General features: G+C 60.5%; 16 protein-coding genes and 1 riboswitch. Of the genes, 10 read left to right on the forward strand and 6 right to left on the reverse strand.

Annotated elements, in window-relative coordinates:
- Positions 1-158: 158 nt before the first annotated feature.
- From GRI44_RS06610 to GRI44_RS06625, 4 genes are read right to left on the reverse strand one after another with little or no spacing between them, the layout of a single operon-like run.
- Entirely contained in the window at positions 159-887 is a 729-nt protein-coding gene (locus GRI44_RS06610) for an ABC transporter ATP-binding protein (protein WP_160601335.1), read from the reverse strand.
- Positions 887-1,849: a FecCD family ABC transporter permease gene (locus GRI44_RS06615; protein WP_160600582.1), complete on the reverse strand. Its 963-nt coding sequence runs from the start codon at positions 1,847-1,849 to the stop codon at positions 887-889. The genes GRI44_RS06610 and GRI44_RS06615 overlap by 1 nt, the downstream gene beginning before the upstream one ends.
- A complete protein-coding gene (locus GRI44_RS06620) occupies positions 1,849-2,691 on the reverse strand; it encodes an ABC transporter substrate-binding protein (protein WP_332872371.1) in 843 nt (280 codons plus the stop codon). Before GRI44_RS06620 ends, GRI44_RS06615 begins: the two co-directional genes overlap by 1 nt.
- The gene (locus GRI44_RS06625; protein ID WP_160600583.1) at positions 2,688-4,598 is read right to left on the reverse strand and encodes a TonB-dependent receptor plug domain-containing protein; all 1,911 of its coding nucleotides are present in this window, start codon (positions 4,596-4,598) and stop codon (positions 2,688-2,690) included. Before GRI44_RS06625 ends, GRI44_RS06620 begins: the two co-directional genes overlap by 4 nt.
- A 99-nt stretch (positions 4,599-4,697) precedes the next feature.
- A riboswitch (cobalamin riboswitch) is annotated at positions 4,698-4,920 on the reverse strand.
- 270 nt (positions 4,921-5,190) lie between these two features.
- Here GRI44_RS06625 and GRI44_RS06630 point away from each other — a divergent pair.
- The 10 genes from GRI44_RS06630 (at position 5,191) to GRI44_RS06675 (ending at position 17,516) form a co-directional block, all read left to right on the forward strand.
- Entirely contained in the window at positions 5,191-6,390 is a 1,200-nt protein-coding gene (locus GRI44_RS06630; RefSeq protein ID WP_232842995.1) for a cell wall hydrolase, read from the forward strand.
- 121 nt (positions 6,391-6,511) lie between these two features.
- Complete coding sequence (locus tag GRI44_RS06635; protein ID WP_160600584.1) at positions 6,512-6,865, forward strand: hypothetical protein; 354 nt, start codon at positions 6,512-6,514, stop codon at positions 6,863-6,865.
- Positions 6,866-7,225: 360 nt separating this feature from the next.
- Positions 7,226-8,188, forward strand: coding sequence for a malate dehydrogenase (gene mdh / locus GRI44_RS06640; protein ID WP_160600585.1), 963 nt, complete (start codon positions 7,226-7,228; stop codon positions 8,186-8,188).
- 39 nt (positions 8,189-8,227) lie between these two features.
- Positions 8,228-9,118, forward strand: coding sequence for a succinate--CoA ligase subunit alpha (sucD, locus tag GRI44_RS06645; protein WP_160600586.1), 891 nt, complete (start codon positions 8,228-8,230; stop codon positions 9,116-9,118).
- A 111-nt stretch (positions 9,119-9,229) separates the two neighbouring features.
- Complete coding sequence (locus tag GRI44_RS06650) at positions 9,230-12,082, forward strand: 2-oxoglutarate dehydrogenase E1 component (protein ID WP_160600587.1); 2,853 nt, start codon at positions 9,230-9,232, stop codon at positions 12,080-12,082.
- Between the two features lie 19 nt (positions 12,083-12,101).
- Positions 12,102-13,370, forward strand: coding sequence for a 2-oxoglutarate dehydrogenase complex dihydrolipoyllysine-residue succinyltransferase (gene odhB, locus GRI44_RS06655; RefSeq protein WP_160600588.1), 1,269 nt, complete (start codon positions 12,102-12,104; stop codon positions 13,368-13,370).
- Positions 13,371-13,380: 10 nt separating this feature from the next.
- Positions 13,381-14,790 (forward strand): dihydrolipoyl dehydrogenase, encoded by a 1,410-nt coding sequence (lpdA, locus tag GRI44_RS06660; RefSeq protein ID WP_160600589.1) that lies wholly within the window; start codon positions 13,381-13,383, stop codon positions 14,788-14,790.
- Between the two features lie 30 nt (positions 14,791-14,820).
- Entirely contained in the window at positions 14,821-16,161 is a 1,341-nt protein-coding gene (locus tag GRI44_RS06665; protein WP_160600590.1) for an amidase family protein, read from the forward strand.
- A gap of 27 nt (positions 16,162-16,188) precedes the next feature.
- Positions 16,189-16,887: a PepSY domain-containing protein gene (locus GRI44_RS06670; RefSeq protein WP_160600591.1), complete on the forward strand. Its 699-nt coding sequence runs from the start codon at positions 16,189-16,191 to the stop codon at positions 16,885-16,887.
- A complete protein-coding gene (locus GRI44_RS06675) occupies positions 16,884-17,516 on the forward strand; it encodes a trimeric intracellular cation channel family protein (RefSeq protein ID WP_232842996.1) in 633 nt (210 codons plus the stop codon). Before GRI44_RS06670 ends, GRI44_RS06675 begins: the two co-directional genes overlap by 4 nt.
- 12 nt (positions 17,517-17,528) lie before the next feature.
- Here the strand turns inward: GRI44_RS06675 and GRI44_RS06680 are convergent, their stop codons facing one another.
- Together GRI44_RS06680 and GRI44_RS06685 are read right to left on the reverse strand one after the other, a co-directional pair.
- The gene (locus tag GRI44_RS06680) at positions 17,529-18,440 is read right to left on the reverse strand and encodes a hypothetical protein (RefSeq protein WP_160600592.1); all 912 of its coding nucleotides are present in this window, start codon (positions 18,438-18,440) and stop codon (positions 17,529-17,531) included.
- A 111-nt stretch (positions 18,441-18,551) separates the two neighbouring features.
- Positions 18,552-19,094 (reverse strand): hypothetical protein, encoded by a 543-nt coding sequence (locus GRI44_RS06685; protein WP_160600593.1) that lies wholly within the window; start codon positions 19,092-19,094, stop codon positions 18,552-18,554.
- Positions 19,095-19,191: the final 97 nt, after the last annotated feature.

Raw genomic sequence — 19,191 nt, forward strand, 5'->3', positions numbered from 1 at the left:
AACAACGGTAGGATAAGACGATCCGAGAATGTCAGCAAGTGGGTCGTCAGCTGACTGTCCACTTTTTGGCTTAAAAATTCAGTAAGACGACAGTCCGCGTCGGGCGGCCAAAGATTGCGTGTGGCTGCTGGCTTCGGGAGGTAAGCCAGGCAGACCATCTACTCCATTATCAAGGCTCGCCCGCCTGCCTCGCCGATCCATTTGGCGCTAACACCCCAGACCTTTGCGATTATCGCTTCGGACAATGCGTGGGCGGGTGCGCCGCTGGCGGCAAGGCGTCCTTCCCCCAGAACCATCACATGATCGGCATGGTTCATTGCGAGTGCGAGATCATGCAGCACCAGCACCACCCCGGTGCCGCGAGCAGCCTCGGCGCGCAGGTGACGCAGCAAAGTGAGTTGGTGACCGATATCGAGCGCGGCAAGCGGTTCGTCTGCCAGCAACCATTCCGGTTCGCCGGCCAGCACCCGCGCCAGCAGTGCGCGGGCCTTTTCACCCCCGGACAAGGTCGAAACAGGCCGGTCTGCAAAGGCGGTCAAATCGAGCGCGGCCAGCGCGCGGGCCACTTTGTCCGGGGCTTCGTCGCGGAACGGCATTCGGCCAAGTGCAACCAGACTGCGCACTGCGACGTCCCATGCGATCTGCCCGTCCTGCGGCAGAAAGCCAATCCGCTGTGCGCGCATCTGCGGCGCAATGGCGGTAAGCGCGGTATCGCCCAGTAAAACCTGCCCTGCATCCAGCGCCGCCAGATTGGCAAGGGCTGACAGAAGCGTGGATTTGCCAGCGCCATTGGGGCCGCAAATGGCGGTAATTGTGCCAGGCTGAAATGTGGCTGAAACCCCGTTCAGCCGCCCTTCCACGGTGATGTCTCGTGCGGCAAGCTGCATCATGCCAGCCCCCGCCGCATCCGCAGCAGCAGCCACAGGAAAAACGGTGCACCAATCAGGCTGAGGGCGATGCCCAGGCGCAATTCTGTCACCAGCGGCAATATCCGCACCGTGCAATCTGCCACCAGCACCAGCAGTGCCCCCGCCAGCGCGCTGGGCACGATCAGCTGGCTGGGCCGCCGGTCGGTAAATGGCCGCACGAGATGCGGCACAATCAACCCGACAAATCCGACAATTCCGGCCACGGCAACACCGCTGCCCACTGTCAGGCCCACACCTGTGATGAGCCAGGCCTGCAAAACCTTATCACGAACACCCAATGACCGTGCCGCTGCGCTGCCCAGTGTCAGCGCATCCAGCCCCCGGCCCGTCAGCATCAGGCAGCCAATACCCGCAATCGTCAGCGGCGCGGCAATCCACACTTCGCGCCAGCTGCGGTCTGTCAACGCGCCCATCAGCCAGGTGACAATCTCGCTCATCGCGAAGGCATTGGGCGCCATGCTGATGGCCAGGCTGGTCAGCGTTCCGGCCAGACTGGCGATCATCAATCCGGCCAGCGTAAACAGGGCGATGCCGCCCGTGCGCCCGGCAATCAGCGCCAGCAGCGCCATGCCCATGCCCGCACCCACCAGCGCAAACAGCGGTAGCAGCCATGCGCTGGCGGCGTATCCGAACCAGAAACTGGCCACTGCCCCCAGCGCCGCCATAGGCGCAATGCCAAACAGCCCGGGGTCAGCCAGCGGATTGCGCAAATATCCCTGCATCGCAGCACCGGCTGCGCCCAGCCCCGCCCCGATGACCAGCGCCAGCAATGACCGCGGCAAGCGCAAATCCGCCAGGATCACGGCGGCATTGGGTGTATGCGCCGGATCAATCCACACCCGCCCGGCCAGCAGGGATAGCGGCAGCGTGACCGCAATCAGTCCCAGCAGCACCAGCACCGGAAACGAGATGCGCGGCATCAGCTGACCGCCTCTCTAATTTCGCGCAGCCGGTTGGCCGCGCGAATGATGGTGGGGCCGCCGCAATAGAGCAGCGCCGGATCAAACTCCGCGCGCTGCATCTCGGGCAGTGCCGCCAGCGCGGGATGGTGCTGGGAGCGTTCCTGACCCGCCAGCAGCAGCACACGCGGCGGATTGGCCAGCAGCATTTCAAGCGGCAGAAAATCCGCCTGCCCCATGCCGGATGCTGCGCTGTGGCTGGAAAATCCTGCGCCGCGCATCAATTCACCGATCAGCGTTTTTTCACCCGGGACAATGCCCGAGGGCTGCCACAGAACGGTGGGAACAGCTGTGCTTCCTGCCGGTGCTGCCATGGCTGTCACCGCCGCGTTGATGCGCGTCACCAGTTCTTCCCCTGCATCTTCATGGCCTGAAATGCTGGCCATGCGCCGGACCTGGTCGATGCTCTGGTCAACTGATGAGGCGATATCGAATGTTTCCACCCTGATGCCCAGATCAGCCAGCGCAGCCCTGGTCGCAGGCGGCATGAAACTGCCTGCAACCACCATGTCAGGCGACAATGCCAGCACTTCTTCCACCGTGCCGCCGGTCATGCCGAAGGCCTGCGCCTTTGCCACATCCATCGAAGTGGCCCGCGGATCGTGGCTATAGTGGGATATGGCCAGCAATTGTTCGGGCCCGGCCATTTCCGCCAATATGGCATCTGTGCAGGGGTTAAGCGATACGATGGTTGGCGCATCTGTCTGCGCGGTGTCAGCGCCCTTTGCCACCGGCGAGCCGCAGCCAGCCAGCAGGGCAGGCAGCATTCCCGCCATCACGCCAAAGGTGCGGAGGGGAGTCACATTGCCGCCCGCACACCGGCAAAGATGCCGCGCCCCGCTGCCCCGTAACCGGCCGCAGTCTGGTACGTTTCGTCCGTCACATTCTCGATCCGGCCAAACAGCACGAAATTGCGGGTTGCCTGCCACTGCGCGCGCAAGTCCACCGTGGTGAACCCATCCAGCCTGACCGAATTGGCCGCATTGTCGAAACTGCGCGAAACCAGCCGCACATCGGCCCCCAGTTCCAGCCTGCTGTCAGGTGTCTGCCAGTCCGCCGACACCGTGGCTGCGTGGCGCGGCCTGCGGGCCAGTTCATTGCCCTTGTTGGCGGAACCCGAAGTGCGGTTCTCCGTATCGACCAAGGCATAGGCGATACGGGCATCGATATTCTCGCCCAACCCATGGCCCGCTTCCACTTCCAGCCCCTGCGCCCGCGCCAGTCCGACATTGTCATAGGTGCCAAAGGGGCGGTCGGTGCAGATGACGGCCGCTGCGCCGAAGCAGGAGATGAAATCGATCAGATTTTCGCTATCCCGGCGAAACAGCGATACCGCCAGAAATGTGTCGAGGTTGCGGTCCCCATAATCAAGCCCGAGGTCAAAACTGGTGCTGCGTTCGGGCTGGAGCATCCGGTTGCCGTAATCGGAAAACAGCTGATACAGCGTGGGCGCCTTGAACCCCTCCCCAATGCTGGCCCGCATCCGCCAGCCATCGCCCAGCACAATGGCCGCATCACCGCCAAATGTGACGGCACTGCCAAACCTGCTGTGATCGACAGCCCGCGCGCCTGCATTGAAGACAAGGCCGTTTCCGCCGTCATACCCCAACTGGGCATAGCCGCCTGCTGCACTGGCATTGCGCCGGGCATCATAGGTGGTGGAGAAATTCGACCATTCATATTCGCTGCCAAACCGCACTGCCATGCCGGAACCCAGCGCCGACTTGCCCCGCAATTCCGCCCGCTGGTTGTTTCCGCGGGTGGCAAAGGTGGGTGCAGAGCCGAATTGCGGATCGAAACTGTCGCGCCTGACGTTCGAGCGGGAATAAGTCCCCTGCAACTCAATCCCGCCTGCCAGATAGGAAAACCCGCCTGCGCCGGAAATTTCCCGCGTGTCCTGAAATTCGGCAGTGTCGACAAAAACATAGTCCGGTGCTGGAAAACCGTCGATCTCCAGCCTGCCATCGGCATAGCGTGCCGATGCCACCAGTGAGAAACCATCTGCGACGTTCAACCGCCCGCGTCCGCCCAGATGCCACTGGCGAAAGCCGTCATTTTCCGTGCCCACTGCGGCAGCAGAAAAGCCGTCACTATCGTAATATCCGGTGGTGAGGCTGATCTGCCCGGCATCGCCCGACACACCCGCATCGGCGTGGGCATAAAGAGTGCCGCGTGCGCCATATTCGGCTGAGGCGGCAACGCCGCTGCGGGCAATAGTGGTCACGGCCAATACGCCGCCGATGGCCTGGCTGCCCCACACGGTGGAATTGGAACCGCGCAGCAATTCCATCTTGCCGATTGATCCGGTGAGCAGATTGCCGCTGTCGAAACCGCCGCCCGGCGATGCCACGTCAGCCACCCGCACACCATCTATCAGAACCAGCAATTGTTCGGCTTCCGCGCCGCGGATGCGGACCCCGGTAAACGAACCAATCCCGCCATTCCGGCTTATTGTAATGCCGGGCACACGTTGCAGCACGCGGGTGACATCAGCGCCCTGAACGTCCTCTATTTCATCATGATCGATGATGGAAACGGGCTGGCCGGTGGTGTCCAGCCGCTCATCCAGGCCATTGGCGACCACCGTGATATAGCTTTCGCGCGATTGCGGGGTGAGCACAATTTCGCCCGTTTCCGGCGCAGCCTGCTGCGCAATGGCGGGGGCGGCAAACAGGAAGGTAGCGGTTAAGAACAGGGGGTATCTGGGCATAAATTTCTCCATAACGAACGACAAAGTGCCGCTCGTGACGGAAGGCGCACGAAAATTCGCACGGCTGCCCATCTGCCTCAGGTACACCCCGCCCTGCGGCTGAACGACCGAACATGGGCAGGTCTCCTGGCTCCCGGATCGACACTTGCGCCCCGCCTTCCCGGCACCCCGAAAGGTGGCCAGTGGCAGAATTGGGCGCAAATTCCCCGGTCACAGTTGCGGGGGCAGCGCAGGATTCAGGGGAAAAACCCCTCACCCAACTTCCCTCTTAGGTCTGCGCCGTATGTTTTTGGCGCAGACAACCCATGACGTGGCCGCCCGATTAGGCGCGGCCATGGGCGTTGGCAAGTGCCAAGCCGTCACGTCAGCGCTTGAGATCCAAATGCATTAGAGATTAGCGAATTGTTCAGCATCGGCATTAATCGCGCCTTCCAACCTGTGCCGCATAGGGACGGCTGGGATAGTTCTGTCGTGCAAAATTGCATGCGCTGATACGCGCAGCAGCGCGCCAGCGGCCCGTTGATAATTACGTCGAAATGTCGCCCGCCAAACAAAGGATTGCCTGTTCATTTTGCCGCCTTTTGCCCCGCCCTTGTCCCTGCCTTTTGCCTCGCCTCTTAAGGGTGACGCGGACCCTGCGGATTTTCGCGCAAGGTTGCGCCGCAATGCGCGTTCGCTGGCAGCATCGCGCCGCCCGCGCCATCGCGGGCGGCGGCTGGCGGCAATGGCGGCGGCAATCGCGGTGCCGGCGATGGCCACGCCGGATGACTGGCAGGCGCTCAACCGGACAAACACCGCGCCAACCCATGCAATGTCGCCCCGCGCCATGCCATTTGAAACAGCGGGCAGCAGCTTTCCCGGGTCTGCATTCTTTTACCTGGAGGACACGCCAGCAGCGCCCGCATCTACTTCTGGCACAGGCGCACAATTGCTGGACCTGGCGGGCACTGGAACGTCCGGATCACCTGGCGCTGCACAAATGATCGGCATCCGCGCTGCCGGCCCTGCGGCGCACGCATTTCTTCCAGCCGGATCAGGCATAGACAAGGCGCGCGCGCTGCAATGCCTTGCATCTGCTGTCTATTATGAAGCGGCAAGCGAAACCCTGGGCGGCCAGCGCGCTGTGGCGCAAGTGGTGTTGAACCGCGTAGCCCACCCCAGCTATCCCAATTCCATCTGCGGGGTTGTATATCAGGGTTCGGAGCGCCAGACCGGCTGCCAGTTCAGCTTTACCTGCGACGGATCACTGGACCGGCGCCCATCCACCATGGCATGGGCGCGGGCCCGCAACGTCGCGCAGGATGCGCTGTCAGGCGAAGTGTATCGCCCGGTGGGCCTGGCCACCCATTATCACACCATCTGGGTCAGCCCCTATTGGGCGCCCAGCCTTGATCCGGTGGGCATCATCGGTGCGCACAGATTTTATCGCTGGCGCGGCAATGCCGGGAAGCTCGGCGCGTTTCGGGCGGCCTATCTGGGTAGCGAGCCATTTGCGGCCCGCTCATTGCGCAAGACTTCGGATCTGGCACGCGATATCGCGGATCCGCTGGCATTGGCCCGCGCATTTGATCAGGCACGCATTGCGGCAGAGGCTGTGAGCTATCCCGCAGCGGCGAGCACTTTGCAGGCACCAGAACAGCGCAGTTCCGCCATTGCCCCGGCCCAGCCTTACTCTGCGCCGACGTCCAATCGGACAAGCGGCAGCGCATTTGCGGGGGATTCGCTGCCCGCGGCAGGCGCTGTCCGGCCAGAATATGCCAATAGCGGCCGGTGGAAATCCAAGCCCAAATAAGCGTCCGCCCTGCCTTCCAAATCAATCTTAACGGCCCCTCAACCGTGAATTGGAACGGGGCTTTAGTGACGGCGCGCCTAAAGGGATGCCCCCACCCCCATTGAGCAAAGGCATTTCCGGCATGACCGTTCATTTTGCAGCCGCACGCTGCACAGTCAGATCCCCGATTGCCCGCGCACTGGCCCGCCGCGCCACCGGCTTTGCGGCCAATGACAATGGCGATATGGCAAGGCAGCCCACCAGTGACAAAATGCTTCACGCAGCGTTGCGCCACTTTGCCTGCCACGGCCTGGGTGCCGCGCTGGAAGCGCGCAAACTGGCTGAAGCCGCTTTTGCCGAGGACGATCTGGTGGGCTATAAATGGTGGCTCGGGATTTGCCGGACACTGGATGGCCGCCTTGCTGCCCAGCTGCACCGCGCCACGCAGAACCAGACCATGATCGGAAGCGGCCAAACAGCGCCAGAATTTGGCTGATAGTTCGGCTGGCAATTCTGCTGACTAAACTACCTTTACTCAGAACCTATTCAGGTCAGCGGCGGGAACCATGCCGGCTGCCACCGTTTGTGTTGGCAAGACCGACTTTTGCCAACGGGCAAACGCGCGGCCAAATCTGTGCGCCAAACTCCCAAAACGCCTCAATTGCAATTGCGAACTATTTGCAAAGATAGTTTGGCCCGCAGGGGTCATTGCCAGTTGCAATCACTCTTTCACGGGCCTAGGCCATGGGCTGATCACCGGGCGCCGCTTCGTCGCGGGACATGTTGCGCGCCATCGGCCTTTTATTGAAGGCTTCGGATGTCTGGTCCCGCACGCATGGAAGGACGCAACCGGATAATGGCCCGTAACAAGATCGCGCTTATTGGCGCTGGCATGATTGGCGGCACTCTCGCCCACCTCGCAGCAATGAAGGAAATGGGCGATGTCGTCCTGTTTGACATTGCCGAAGGCATGCCTGCGGGCAAGGCGCTCGACCTCAGCCAGGCTGCGCCGGTCGATGGTTTCGATGTCAATCTCAAAGGCACGAGCAATTATGCCGATATTGCGGGCGCTGATGTCATCATCGTGACCGCAGGTGTGCCGCGCAAGCCGGGCATGAGCCGTGATGATCTTCTGGGCATCAATCTGAAAGTGATGGGCGCTGTGGGCGCTGGCATCAAGCAGCACGCGCCTGACGCCTTCGTCATCTGCATCACCAATCCGCTGGATGCGATGGTGTGGGCATTGCGTGAATATTCGGGCCTGCCTGCTGAAAAGGTCGTCGGCATGGCCGGTGTTCTGGATAGCGCGCGTTTCCGTCACTTCCTCGCCCAGGAATTTGATGTGTCGGTCGAAGATGTGACCGCATTCGTCCTTGGCGGCCATGGCGATACCATGGTTCCGGTTCTGGAATATTCGACTGTTGCCGGTATCCCCGTGCCAGATCTCATCAAGATGGGTTGGTCCACGCAGGAAAAGATGGACGCCATCGTCCAGCGCACCCGCAGTGGCGGCGGTGAAATCGTCCAGCTTCTGGGCAATGGTTCGGCCTATTATGCGCCTGCCACCAGCGCGATCATGATGGCGGAGAGCTATCTGAAGGATAAGCGCCGCGTGCTTCCCGCCGCTGCCAACCTGACCGGCCAATATGGCGTGAACAACCTTTATGTCGGCGTGCCCGTGGTGATTGGCGCAAATGGTGTTGAAAAGATCGTCGAGATCGAACTCAACGCAGAAGCGCAGAAGAATTTCGACGTTTCGGTCGATGCGGTCAAGGAACTGCTCGAAGCCTGCAAGGCCATCGACAGCAACCTTCCGTAAGCAACCCTCACATTTTCCTCCCTTAAGGAGAGCTTTTCCATGTCCATTCTTATCGACAAGAACACGCGGGTCATCACGCAAGGGATGACCGGCGAAACAGGTACATTCCACACCCAGCAGGCGCTGGATTACGGCACGCAGATGGTCGGCGGCGTTACCCCGGGCAAAGGCGGCACGACCCATATCGGCCTGCCTAATTTCAACACCGTGCGCGAAGCCAAGGCTGAAACCGGTGCGACGGCATCGTGCATCTACGTTCCGCCGCCATTTGCAGCAGACGCAATCTGCGAAGCGATCGATGCCGAGATCGAACTGATCATCGCCATCACCGAAGGCATTCCTGTGCTCGACATGGTGAAGGTGAAAGCCGCGCTGGAAGGCAGCAAGTCGCGCCTCATCGGCCCCAATTGCCCCGGCGTGCTGACGCCCGGCGAATGCAAAATCGGCATCATGCCCGGTTCCATCTTCAAGAAAGGCACTGTTGGCGTCGTCTCGCGTTCCGGCACGCTCACCTATGAAGCTGTGCACCAGACCACCATGGTCGGACTTGGCCAGACCACGGCTGTCGGCATTGGCGGCGATCCTGTAAATGGCACCAACTTCATCGACGTGCTGGACCTGTTCCTGTCCGATGATGAAACCAAGTCTATCATCATGATCGGTGAAATTGGCGGCAGCGCAGAAGAAGAAGCGGCAGCCTTTATTGCAGAACAGGCGAAGCTGGGCCGCAGCAAACCGATGGTCGGCTTTATCGCTGGCCGCACGGCTCCTCCCGGCCGGCGTATGGGCCATGCAGGCGCCATCGTTTCCGGCGGCCAGGGCGGCGCGGATGACAAGATTGCCGCGATGGAAGCTGCGGGCATTCGCGTGTCGCCATCGCCATCCGAACTTGGCACGACGCTCGACGCCATGCTGAAAGAACTCGCCTGACCTTAATGCTCGAACATGGGCCCAAGCCTCTCCTCCCCGGGAGCAAGAGCCTGCGTTCGGGCGTTACCATTTGCAAGCCAGATGAATTTCCGGCGTCTGAGGTAACCCCCGATGGGTAATGAAAGCCACGATTTCGAAACTGCTGATGACCGCGGAAATCCGCAGGACGCCCCGCAAGCCGGGCCATCCTGGAGCAATCCGCGCTGGCCATTGGTGGGCGGCGACACCGAAGACGACCTGACGCAGGCGCTCGATCCCACGGCCATGAGAATTGCCGTCAAGGAAGCAGCAGCGCGCGGCGGCAAGGTACTGGACGAGGCAGCCATCGAAAAGGCGGCTGACGCGTCCATCCGCGCCATGCTGTTGATCCGGACGTATCGCGTTCGCGGCCATCTCGCTTCAGATCTCGATCCGCTGGGCCTGTCCTTGCGCGAATTGCCGGATGACATGAAGCTGGAGTGGCATGGCTTTATTGGCAAGGCGCTGGACGAACCTGTCTTCCTGGGCGGAAACATGGGGCTGGAGTGGTCAACACCGCGCGAGCTGGTGGAAGTGTTGCGTGCGAATTACTGCGGCCGCGTCGGCTTTGAATATATGCACATTTCCGATGTGGAAGAACGCCGTTTTATCCAGGAACGCATCGAAGGGCCGGACAAGGTCATCCAGTTTACGCCGGAAGGCAAGCGCGCCATTCTGGGCGCGGTGATCCGCGGCGAACAATATGAGAAATTCCTCGGCAAGAAATATGTCGGGACCAAACGCTTCGGCCTTGATGGCGGGGAAAGCATGATCCCCGCGCTGGAAGCTGTCATCAAATATGGCGGCCAGCTGGGCGTTCGCGAAATCATCTACGGCATGGCGCATCGCGGCCGGCTGAACGTTCTCGCCAATGTGATGTCCAAACCTTACAAGGTTATCTTCCACGAATTTTCCGGTGGCAGCGCCAACCCTGACGATGTCGGCGGTTCGGGCGATGTGAAATATCACCTCGGCACCAGCACCGACCGCGAATTTGACGGTATCAAGGTGCATATGTCGCTGGTTCCCAACCCCAGCCACCTCGAAGCGGTGGATCCTGTGGTGTTGGGCAAGGCCCGCGCCCAGCAGGCCATTCGTGACGATCTGAAGAAGCATGAACAGGTTCTGCCCGTGCTCATTCACGGCGATGCGGCCTTTGCCGGCCAGGGCGTGGTGTGGGAATGTTTCGGCCTGTCCGGTGTGCGCGGCTATAATACTGGCGGCTGCATCCACTTTGTCATCAACAACCAGATCGGCTTCACCACCAGCCCGCAATTCGCGCGGTCCAGCCCCTATCCATCCGATGTGGCCAAGGGCGTTCAGGCACCTATTCTGCATGTCAATGGCGATGATCCGGAAGCGGTGACCTTCGCTTGCAAACTGGCGATTGAATATCGGCAGCTGTTTGGCCGCGATATCGTGATCGACATGTGGTGTTACCGCCGGTTTGGCCATAATGAAGGTGACGAACCCAGTTTCACCCAGCCGCTGATGTATGACCGCATCCGCCAGCACCCCAAGGTCAGCGAGTTGTACGAACAGCGCCTGATCGCTGAAGGCGAAGTGGACAAGGGCTTTGCTGACAGCCTGTGCAAGGACTTTACCGACCTGCTGGAAGACGATTTCCAGGCGGCCAAGACCTATGTGCCCAATTCTGCAGACTGGTTCACTGGCAGGTGGAGCGGGCTGCACAAGCCGGCAGACCCTGAAACCGCTCGGCGGAACATCGAAACCGGCATCGAACGCAAATTGTTCGACAGCCTTGGCCGCACACTCACCACCGTCCCCGAGGATCTCACGATCCACAAGACGCTGGGCCGGGTTATTGATGCCAAGCGCGAGATGTTCGCCAATAACGAGGGTTTCGACTGGGCAACGGCCGAAGCGCTCGCTTTCGGCAGCCTTGTCACAGAAGGCTTCGGCGTTCGTCTGTCCGGGCAGGATTCGGGTCGCGGCACATTCAGCCAGCGCCACGCCATGTGGATCGACCAGACGGATGAGCGCAAATATATCCCGCTCGCCACTCTGCCGCATGGCAAATTCGAAGTGTATGACAGCACCCTGTCCGAATATGGCGTGCTCGGCTTTGAATATGGTTTTGCCCTGGCAGACCCGAAAACGCTGGTGGCATGGGAAGCGCAGTTTGGCGATTTCGCCAATGGCGCGCAGATCATCATCGACCAGTTCATTGCCGCAGGCGAAGCCAAGTGGCTGCGTGCCAATGGCCTCGTGATGCTGCTGCCGCACGGCTATGAAGGCCAGGGTCCGGAGCATTCATCCGCCCGGCTTGAACGGTTCCTCCAGCTATGCGCCAATGACAATATCCAGGTGTGCAACATCACCGTTCCGGCCAATTACTTCCACGTGTTGCGCCGCCAGATGCTGCGGCCTTTCCGCAAGCCGATGATCATCATGGCGCCAAAATCGCTGCTGCGGCATCCGCTGGCGAAAAGCACGGCGGATGAATTCATCGGGGATAGCCATTTCCGCCGGATCGTCAGCGACACCACGGACATTGCGGACAGCAAGGTGCGGCGTCTGGTGCTCTGTTCCGGCAAGGTTGCCTATGATTTGCTGCAGAAGCGGGATGAAGAAGGACTGGACGATGTTTCGGTTGTCCGGATCGAGCAACTCTATCCATTCCCCGGCGAACCTTTGGCCGAACGCCTGCAACGCATGACCAACCTGCAGGACATCGTCTGGTGTCAGGAAGAGCCCAAGAACAATGGCGCGTGGTTCTTCGTCGACCGTCTCATCGAAGATGCTGCCACTGCTGCAGGCAAGGTCATGCGGCCTTTCTATGCGGGCCGCGAAGTCGCCGCATCGCCTGCGACCGGTTTTGCAAAGCGGCATGAAGAACAGCAGAAATCTCTCGTCTCGATCGCACTCGGCATTGCCGATGGCGGCGAGGCCATGCGCAAAGAGCGCGACATGAAAAAATCCTGACCTTTAGGAAACAGGCATTATGGCAAGCGAAATCAAAGTCCCTGCACTGGGCGAATCCGTTACCGAAGGCACCATTGGTGAATGGCTGAAAAAGCCGGGTGACGCCGTGGCGGTGGATGAACCCATCGTCAGCCTCGAAACCGACAAGGTCGCGATTGAGGTTCCATCGCCGGTGGCGGGCGTCATTGGCGAGTTGAAAGCGCAGGTTGGCGACACTGTCGAAGTGGGCGCGATTATTGCCACAGTGGAAGAAGGCGCAACTGCCGCTGCCGCCCCCACGGCAGAAGCAGCGCCAGCGGAATCGCCAGCGCCTTCCGCATCCCCCGCGCCGGCTGCATCACCCTCGCCCGATAAGAATGAAGGGACTGTGGCATCCGATGCTTCGCAGACCTTGTCGCCCGCCGTGCGCCGTGCAGTGCTGGAACATGGCATTGACCCCTCCGCGGTAAAGGGCAGCGGCAGGGATGGCCGGCTGACCAAGGAAGATGTGATCGCAGCGGCCAAAGCCAAGGGCGACGAAACCGCGCCTGCCGCTGCACCTGCGCCCGCAGCCTCTGCTGCACCCGCCGCAGCCGCATCTACTGGCGAGCGCAAGACAGAACGCGTCAAGATGACACGCCTGCGCCAGACCATCGCACGCCGCCTGAAAAGCGCGCAGGACACTGCTGCCCTGCTGACCACATTCAACGATGTGGACATGACCGCGGTGATGGAAGCGCGCAGCAAATACAAGGATCTGTTCGCCAAGAAGCACGACATCAAATTGGGCTTCATGGGCTTCTTCGCCAAGGCTGCGCATCTGGCGCTGAAGGACGTTCCATCGGTCAACGCGCAGATTGATGGCGATGAGATCGTCTATCACGATTTTGTCGATATTTCGGTGGCCGTCAGCGCGCCTAACGGGCTGGTCGTTCCGGTTGTCCGCAATGTCGATCAGAAGGGTTTTGCCCAGATCGAAAAGGACATTGCCGATTTCGGCAAGCGCGCCAAGGACGGCACGCTGACCATGGATGATATGGCAGGCGGCACTTTCACCATTTCCAACGGCGGCGTTTTCGGCAGCCTGATGTCCACGCCCATCATCAATCCGCCGCAGTCCGCCGTGCTCGGCCTGCACCGGATCGAAGACCGTGCGGTTGTCGTCGATGGCCAGATCGTTATCCGGCCGATGATGTATATCGCGCTGTCCTATGACCACCGCCTTATTGACGGGCGCGAAGCGGTTACTGCACTCAAGATCATCAAGGATGCGATCGAAGATCCCACACGGATGCTGATCGACCTCTGAGGAAATAGCTATGTCTGATACCTACGATTATGACGTCCTTATCATCGGTTCCGGTCCGGGCGGCTATGTTGCTGCGATCCGTGCCGGACAGTTGGGCCTGAAAACCGCCTGCGTGGAAAGCCGGGACACATTGGGCGGGACTTGCCTCAATGTCGGCTGCATCCCGTCCAAGGCGTTGCTGCACGGTTCTGAACTGTTCGAGGAAGCCAAGGCTGGCGGCCACATGGAACTGTTCGGCGTGAAAATGGACAATGTGTCGCTGGATCTGGAACGCCTGATGGGCGAAAAATCTGCAGCGGTTAAGGACTTGACCGGCGGCATCGAATTTCTGTTTAAAAAGAACAAGGTAACGTGGCTGAAAGGTCATGCTACTTTCCGTGATACACATAGCGTACAGATTGGCGATGATGTCGTCACGGCGAAGGATATCGTGATCGCCACCGGTTCTTCGGTCACACCGCTGCCGGGTGTGGATGTTGACAATGATGCCATGCGCATTGTCGATTCCACCGGCGCGCTGAAATTGCCGCAGGTGCCTGAACATCTGGTCGTCATCGGCGGGGGCGTCATCGGGCTTGAACTGGGTTCTGTCTGGCGCCGCCTTGGGGCCAAGGTTACAATTGTCGAATATCTCGACAGACTGCTGCCGGGCATGGACGATGACCTGCGCAAGGAAGCTGGCCGCCTGTTCAAGAAACAGGGCATGGATATCAAGCTCTCCAGCAAGGTTACTGGCGCAATTGCCAGCGATACCGGTGTTTCCCTGACAATTGAACCAGCCGCTGGCGGCGATGCGGAAACATTGGAAGCAAGCCATGTTCTGGTCGCCATTGGGCGCCGCCCTAATGTTGAGGGGCTGGGTCTGGATGCGATCGGTCTTGAACTGAACAAGCGCGGCCAGATTGAAACCGATCATGATTTCCGCACCAAGGTCGATGGTATCTGGGCTGTCGGTGATGTCATCCCCGGCCCCATGCTCGCGCATAAAGCCGAAGATGAAGGCATTGCCGTAGCCGAAAACATCGCAGGCCTGACCGGTATCGTGAACCATGCTCTCATTCCGGGCGTGGTTTATACCATGCCTGAATTTGCGGCAGTGGGCCTGACTGAAGCGGAAGCCAAGGATGCGGGCCACGAAGTGAAAGTCGGCAAATTCCCCATGATGGCCAACAGCCGCGGCAAAACCAACCGCGACACCGATGGCTTTGTCAAAATTGTCGCCGATGCAGCAACTGACCGCGTTTTGGGCGTCCACATCGTTGCCAGCCTGGCTGGCACCATGATTGCACAGGCGACGCAGGCCATGGAATTTGGCTCTACCAGTGAGGACATTGCCTACACCTGCCATGCCCATCCAACCCATTCCGAAGCCATCAAGGAAGCGGCAATGGCAGTTCAGGGCAAGCCTATCCACATGTAAGCCTACCCAGCGCGAGAGGGAGAAAACGCCATGGTTCCTGTTTTGACCAAAGAGCCGGGCGCGCTCGCTCTCGCGCAGCAGATCAGGGCAGGCGAACTTTCCCCGCTGGAAGCCGTGGACGCCGCCATCAGCCGCATAGAGGCGCTGGATGGCGCGATAAATGCCGTCGTCGTGCGCGATTTTGATCGCGCCAGGGATGCTGCACGTGCGCTGGATGGTGGCGCGCACAACGGTAATCCAGCCGAGAGCCAGCCGCTGCGCGGCGTGCCGATGACGATCAAGGAAAGTTTCGACATTGCCGGGCTGCCCACCACGTGGGGGCATGAACGTTTTGCCGGCAATGTCGCGGCGGCGGATGCCACCGTTGTGCGCCAGCTGAAAGCTGCTGGCGCCATCTTTCTTGGCAAAACCAATGTTCCACCCGATCTGGCGGACTGGCAAGCCACCAATCCTGTCTATGGCCGCACATGCAATCCGCATGATGTCAGCCGCAGTCCCGGCGGATCATCCGGCGGTTCAGCAGCGGCAGTTGCCAGTGGCATGGTGCCGATAGAATATGGTACGGACATTGGCGGATCGGTGCGTGTGCCCGCACATTTCTGCGGCATTTGGGGTCACAAGACCAGCTGGGGCATCATTAGCAAGGCTGGCCATGACCATCCCGCGCTGGACAATGCCGGACATGATCAAATCCTGTCAATTGCGGGCCCGCTGGCGCGCAATCCGGAGGATCTGGCACTGCTGGTCCGCCTGACAACACAAATGCCGCTGGCTGCCCATGCCCGCGAACTGGGTAAAATGCGGCTGCTTTATGTGGCTGATCACCCGTCCAGCCAAATCGACGCCAGCGTTTCGGCCCCAATCGAAGCCGCGATTGCCGCGCTGGAAAAAACCGGTGCCATTATTGACCGCCACAGCAACCTGCTGCCGGACCTGGCCGACCAGCACGCCCATTATATGCGGATGCTGGGCATTGCCATGGCGCGCGGTGCGCCCGGCCCGACTGGCAGCAGGGCGACCGCAACCGACTGGTTTGACCTGCTTGATGTGCAGGCCCGCAACGAAGCGGCATGGGCCAGATTGTTCGAACAATATGATTTCGTGCTTGCACCGCCTGCCAATATCCTCGCCTTTGAACATAATGACCGCACCGTTCGTGAACGGACCATCACCATCAATGGCGCGCCGCATCCCTTTGCCGAAGGGTTCGCATGGGCGGGCCTGGCCACTTTCCCCAATCTGCCCAGCACGGTGCTGCCAGTGGGTTCAAGCGGCGGCCTGCCATGCGGGATGCAGATCATCGGCACGAAGTGGAGCGATCTGAACTGTATCGATGCAGCAAGCCAGATTGCGGACCATTTGCCGCGTTAAATGCGAATGAAAATGCGAGATTTTTAAATGGCTGGGAAACACTGGATGCTGCGCTTTGCGCGGTGGCATATCTGGCTGGGTTGGCTGGTGGGCGTGCCCATATTGATGTGGACGATAACCGGCCTGGTCATGGTCAGCCGCCCGATAGATGAAGTGCGCGGCACCAATCTGCAGCGGGAACAGCCGGCGCAACCGCTGCCCGGTTTTCCTGTGCCCTTGTTCAACACCTTGGGCAGCGCGCGCGAAATGCCCACCGTGCTGGCAACGCAGATGATGGACGGCGCGATGGTCACCACCGCCACCTATGCCGACGGGCGCGTGGAACGATATTCGGCGGCTGGCAAATTGTTGCCGCCCGTTACGGTGAGCGATGCACGCCGGATAGTGGCGGCGCGCATCAAGGGCGGAGATCGCATCAGCAGTATCGTGCTGTTTCCGGCAGATGCGCCCGCAAGCGATTTTCGGCGGCCCATCGCCGCCTGGCAGGTTGCGCTGGTTGATGGCACCCATGTCTATGTGGGTGAAAGCACCGGCAAGATCGAAGCTGTGCGAACGCGGTTCTGGCGCGTGTTCGACCTTATGTGGGGCCTGCACATCATGGATTTGAAGGACCGGGAAGACACATCGCATCCCATCCTGATCCTGTTCGCCGCGCTTTCTGTTATCGGCGCGCTGCTGGGCACGGTGCTGATGTTCCGCAGGCGCAAGGCACGCCCCGTTCGATGAACCCGCCTGCGCTTCCTCCCATGCTGGACCTGGCTGGCACTGCCATCTTCGCCCTGACTGGCGCATTGCTGGCAGCGCGCTTGCGGCAGACATTCGTCACCATGGCATTTTTTGCCTTGATTACCGGTGTTGGCGGCGGGTCGCTGCGCGACATGATGATTGGCACGCCGGCCTTCTGGCTGCGCGATCCGTGGGTGGCGCCGGTCATTTTCATCACCGCCCTGATTGCGTGGTTCACCCCGCGACGATGGTGGGAAAGCGAATTGCTGGAATGGGCCGATGCCGCCGGGCTTGCCGCCTTTGCAGTGCTTGGCACGGCCAAAGCGCTGGCTTTCGGCGTGGCCCCCATGCCTGCCATGGTGCTGGGCGTCGTATCGGGCTGTGCCGGCGGGATCATCCGCGATGTTATCGCTGGCGAACCGTCTATTCTGATGCGGCCGGAGCTATACGTGACGGCCGCGGCATTATCCGCCTTCATCACCATGATCGGCGCATTTTTCGGAATTACAGATTTGCTGGTGTGGGCGCTGGCATGGGCCGCAGGCTTTACCATGCGCGGCGCAGCCATCCGGTGGAAACTCGCCCTGCCCGCCTATGATGACGAACAGGGCGAGGAAACTGAAACCTAGCCGATTACCGGCTTACCCTTCGACACCGGATGTGCCGTAGCGGCCATCACCAGTATCTCCGGCATAGCCATTGTCTCCGGCATCGCCATCGACATAGCCATCACCGGGATCATTATCGGCACCACCATAAATATCGGCACTGGCATCCGCGCCATATTGGTCAGAGCCGGCAACAGGTCCGCCGGGATAGGCCGGTAGATTGCCCGCAGGAGCATTGGCCGCACGCTGGGGTGCGGTATTCCATGCACTGGCATAGCGGTCATCGCTCCACTGGCGATCATCAGCCTGTCCGGTTTGATCGCGCCGGTCGTCAATTTGGTCATTTCGGCCCATTTTCCGGCCCGCATAGTTGATGTCGCCAACCCGGCCATCTGCGCCAAGGGTGCAGGTGAATTCATCACCATTATACAGCGTGCCGGACACGCGCCAGCCATCGCCTGAGCGTTCCACTTCATCGACGCCGCGCACTCGGACATCGCGCTCTATCTGGCGGACACACATGTCCACCGCGCGATCAATCCCGCGGCTGTCATTATACCGGTCATAACCGCGAACATCGTTGCGGTCAGCGCGGTAATCATATGGCCGGTCTGGATATGGGCGGTCAGGATATGGACGGGATGGGTAGGGTTGCCCGCGGTAGCCGCCATCGCGGCCTGAACGGGTCGCAGCATTGGCCACTGCCGCCACTGTGCCGATGATCAACACTCCGGCAACCACGTCGCCCACGCTGGTCCGGTCACGGTATCCGCGATAGCGGCGATGGGCGGCGGCATTCTCGCTGTCAGCATCCCACGTAGCATAGGCAGGCATTGATACGCCCGAAAGATTGCCCTGCACATCTGCCGCGGCGGCGGGCATTGACATCATGGATGTTGCCGCAACCATCGCTGCAAGGCCGGAAAAACGGGAAATGCGCGTCATCGGTTTGATTCCTTAGATGAATCTGGCGGCATCATGCCGCACCATTGCGGACAAAACTAGGCGGCTCAGGCTTTCATCAGCCTGAACCGCCCCAGACACAATGTTCAACTATCAGCGAAGGCCACGAACGCCGCTGAAGTCCAGATCGACCACCCGGCCGCGCGAAACATCGCAGGTAAACCGGCCGCTGTCGTAATTGGCCGAACGATAGCCACGGCGATCATAACGGTTATCGTAGCGGTTGTAGCCGCGCTGGCCCTGCACTTCGACAGTGCCTTTCACTCTCCAGCCGTGGCGTGTGTTATCCACATCACGGATCTGGGTGACCTGGGCATTGCGATAACCGGCGCGCCGCGCTTCCTGCTGTGCAGTGCGGACGCATTGTTCAACGGCGGCACGCGGGTTGCCCTGCCGATAGCTGCCGCGATAATCCCGGTCGTTATACCGGTCATTATAGCGGTAATCGCTATAGCCGCGGTTGTTGCCGGCAGATGACGCCACGGCAGCAATGCCGCCAAGGATAACTGCACCGGCAATAATGTCGCCGGCGCTGATGCCATCGTCACGGTCGCGGGCAAATGCGGGGCTTGCGGAAGTCATCGCCATCGCACCAGCGGCGACGGTTCCGATGAGGGCTTTGGAAATGGTCTTCATGAGGGGGTCCTCGAATAATGCCTGTGCGGGAATGCGTTGGCGTTGAACCCCTTTTAGGTGAGTTGCCATGATGGCATGCTGAATTGCACTGTCAGGA

This window comes from Allopontixanthobacter confluentis, assembly GCF_009827615.1.
GTDB classification, from domain to species: Bacteria; Pseudomonadota; Alphaproteobacteria; order Sphingomonadales; family Sphingomonadaceae; genus Allopontixanthobacter; species Allopontixanthobacter confluentis.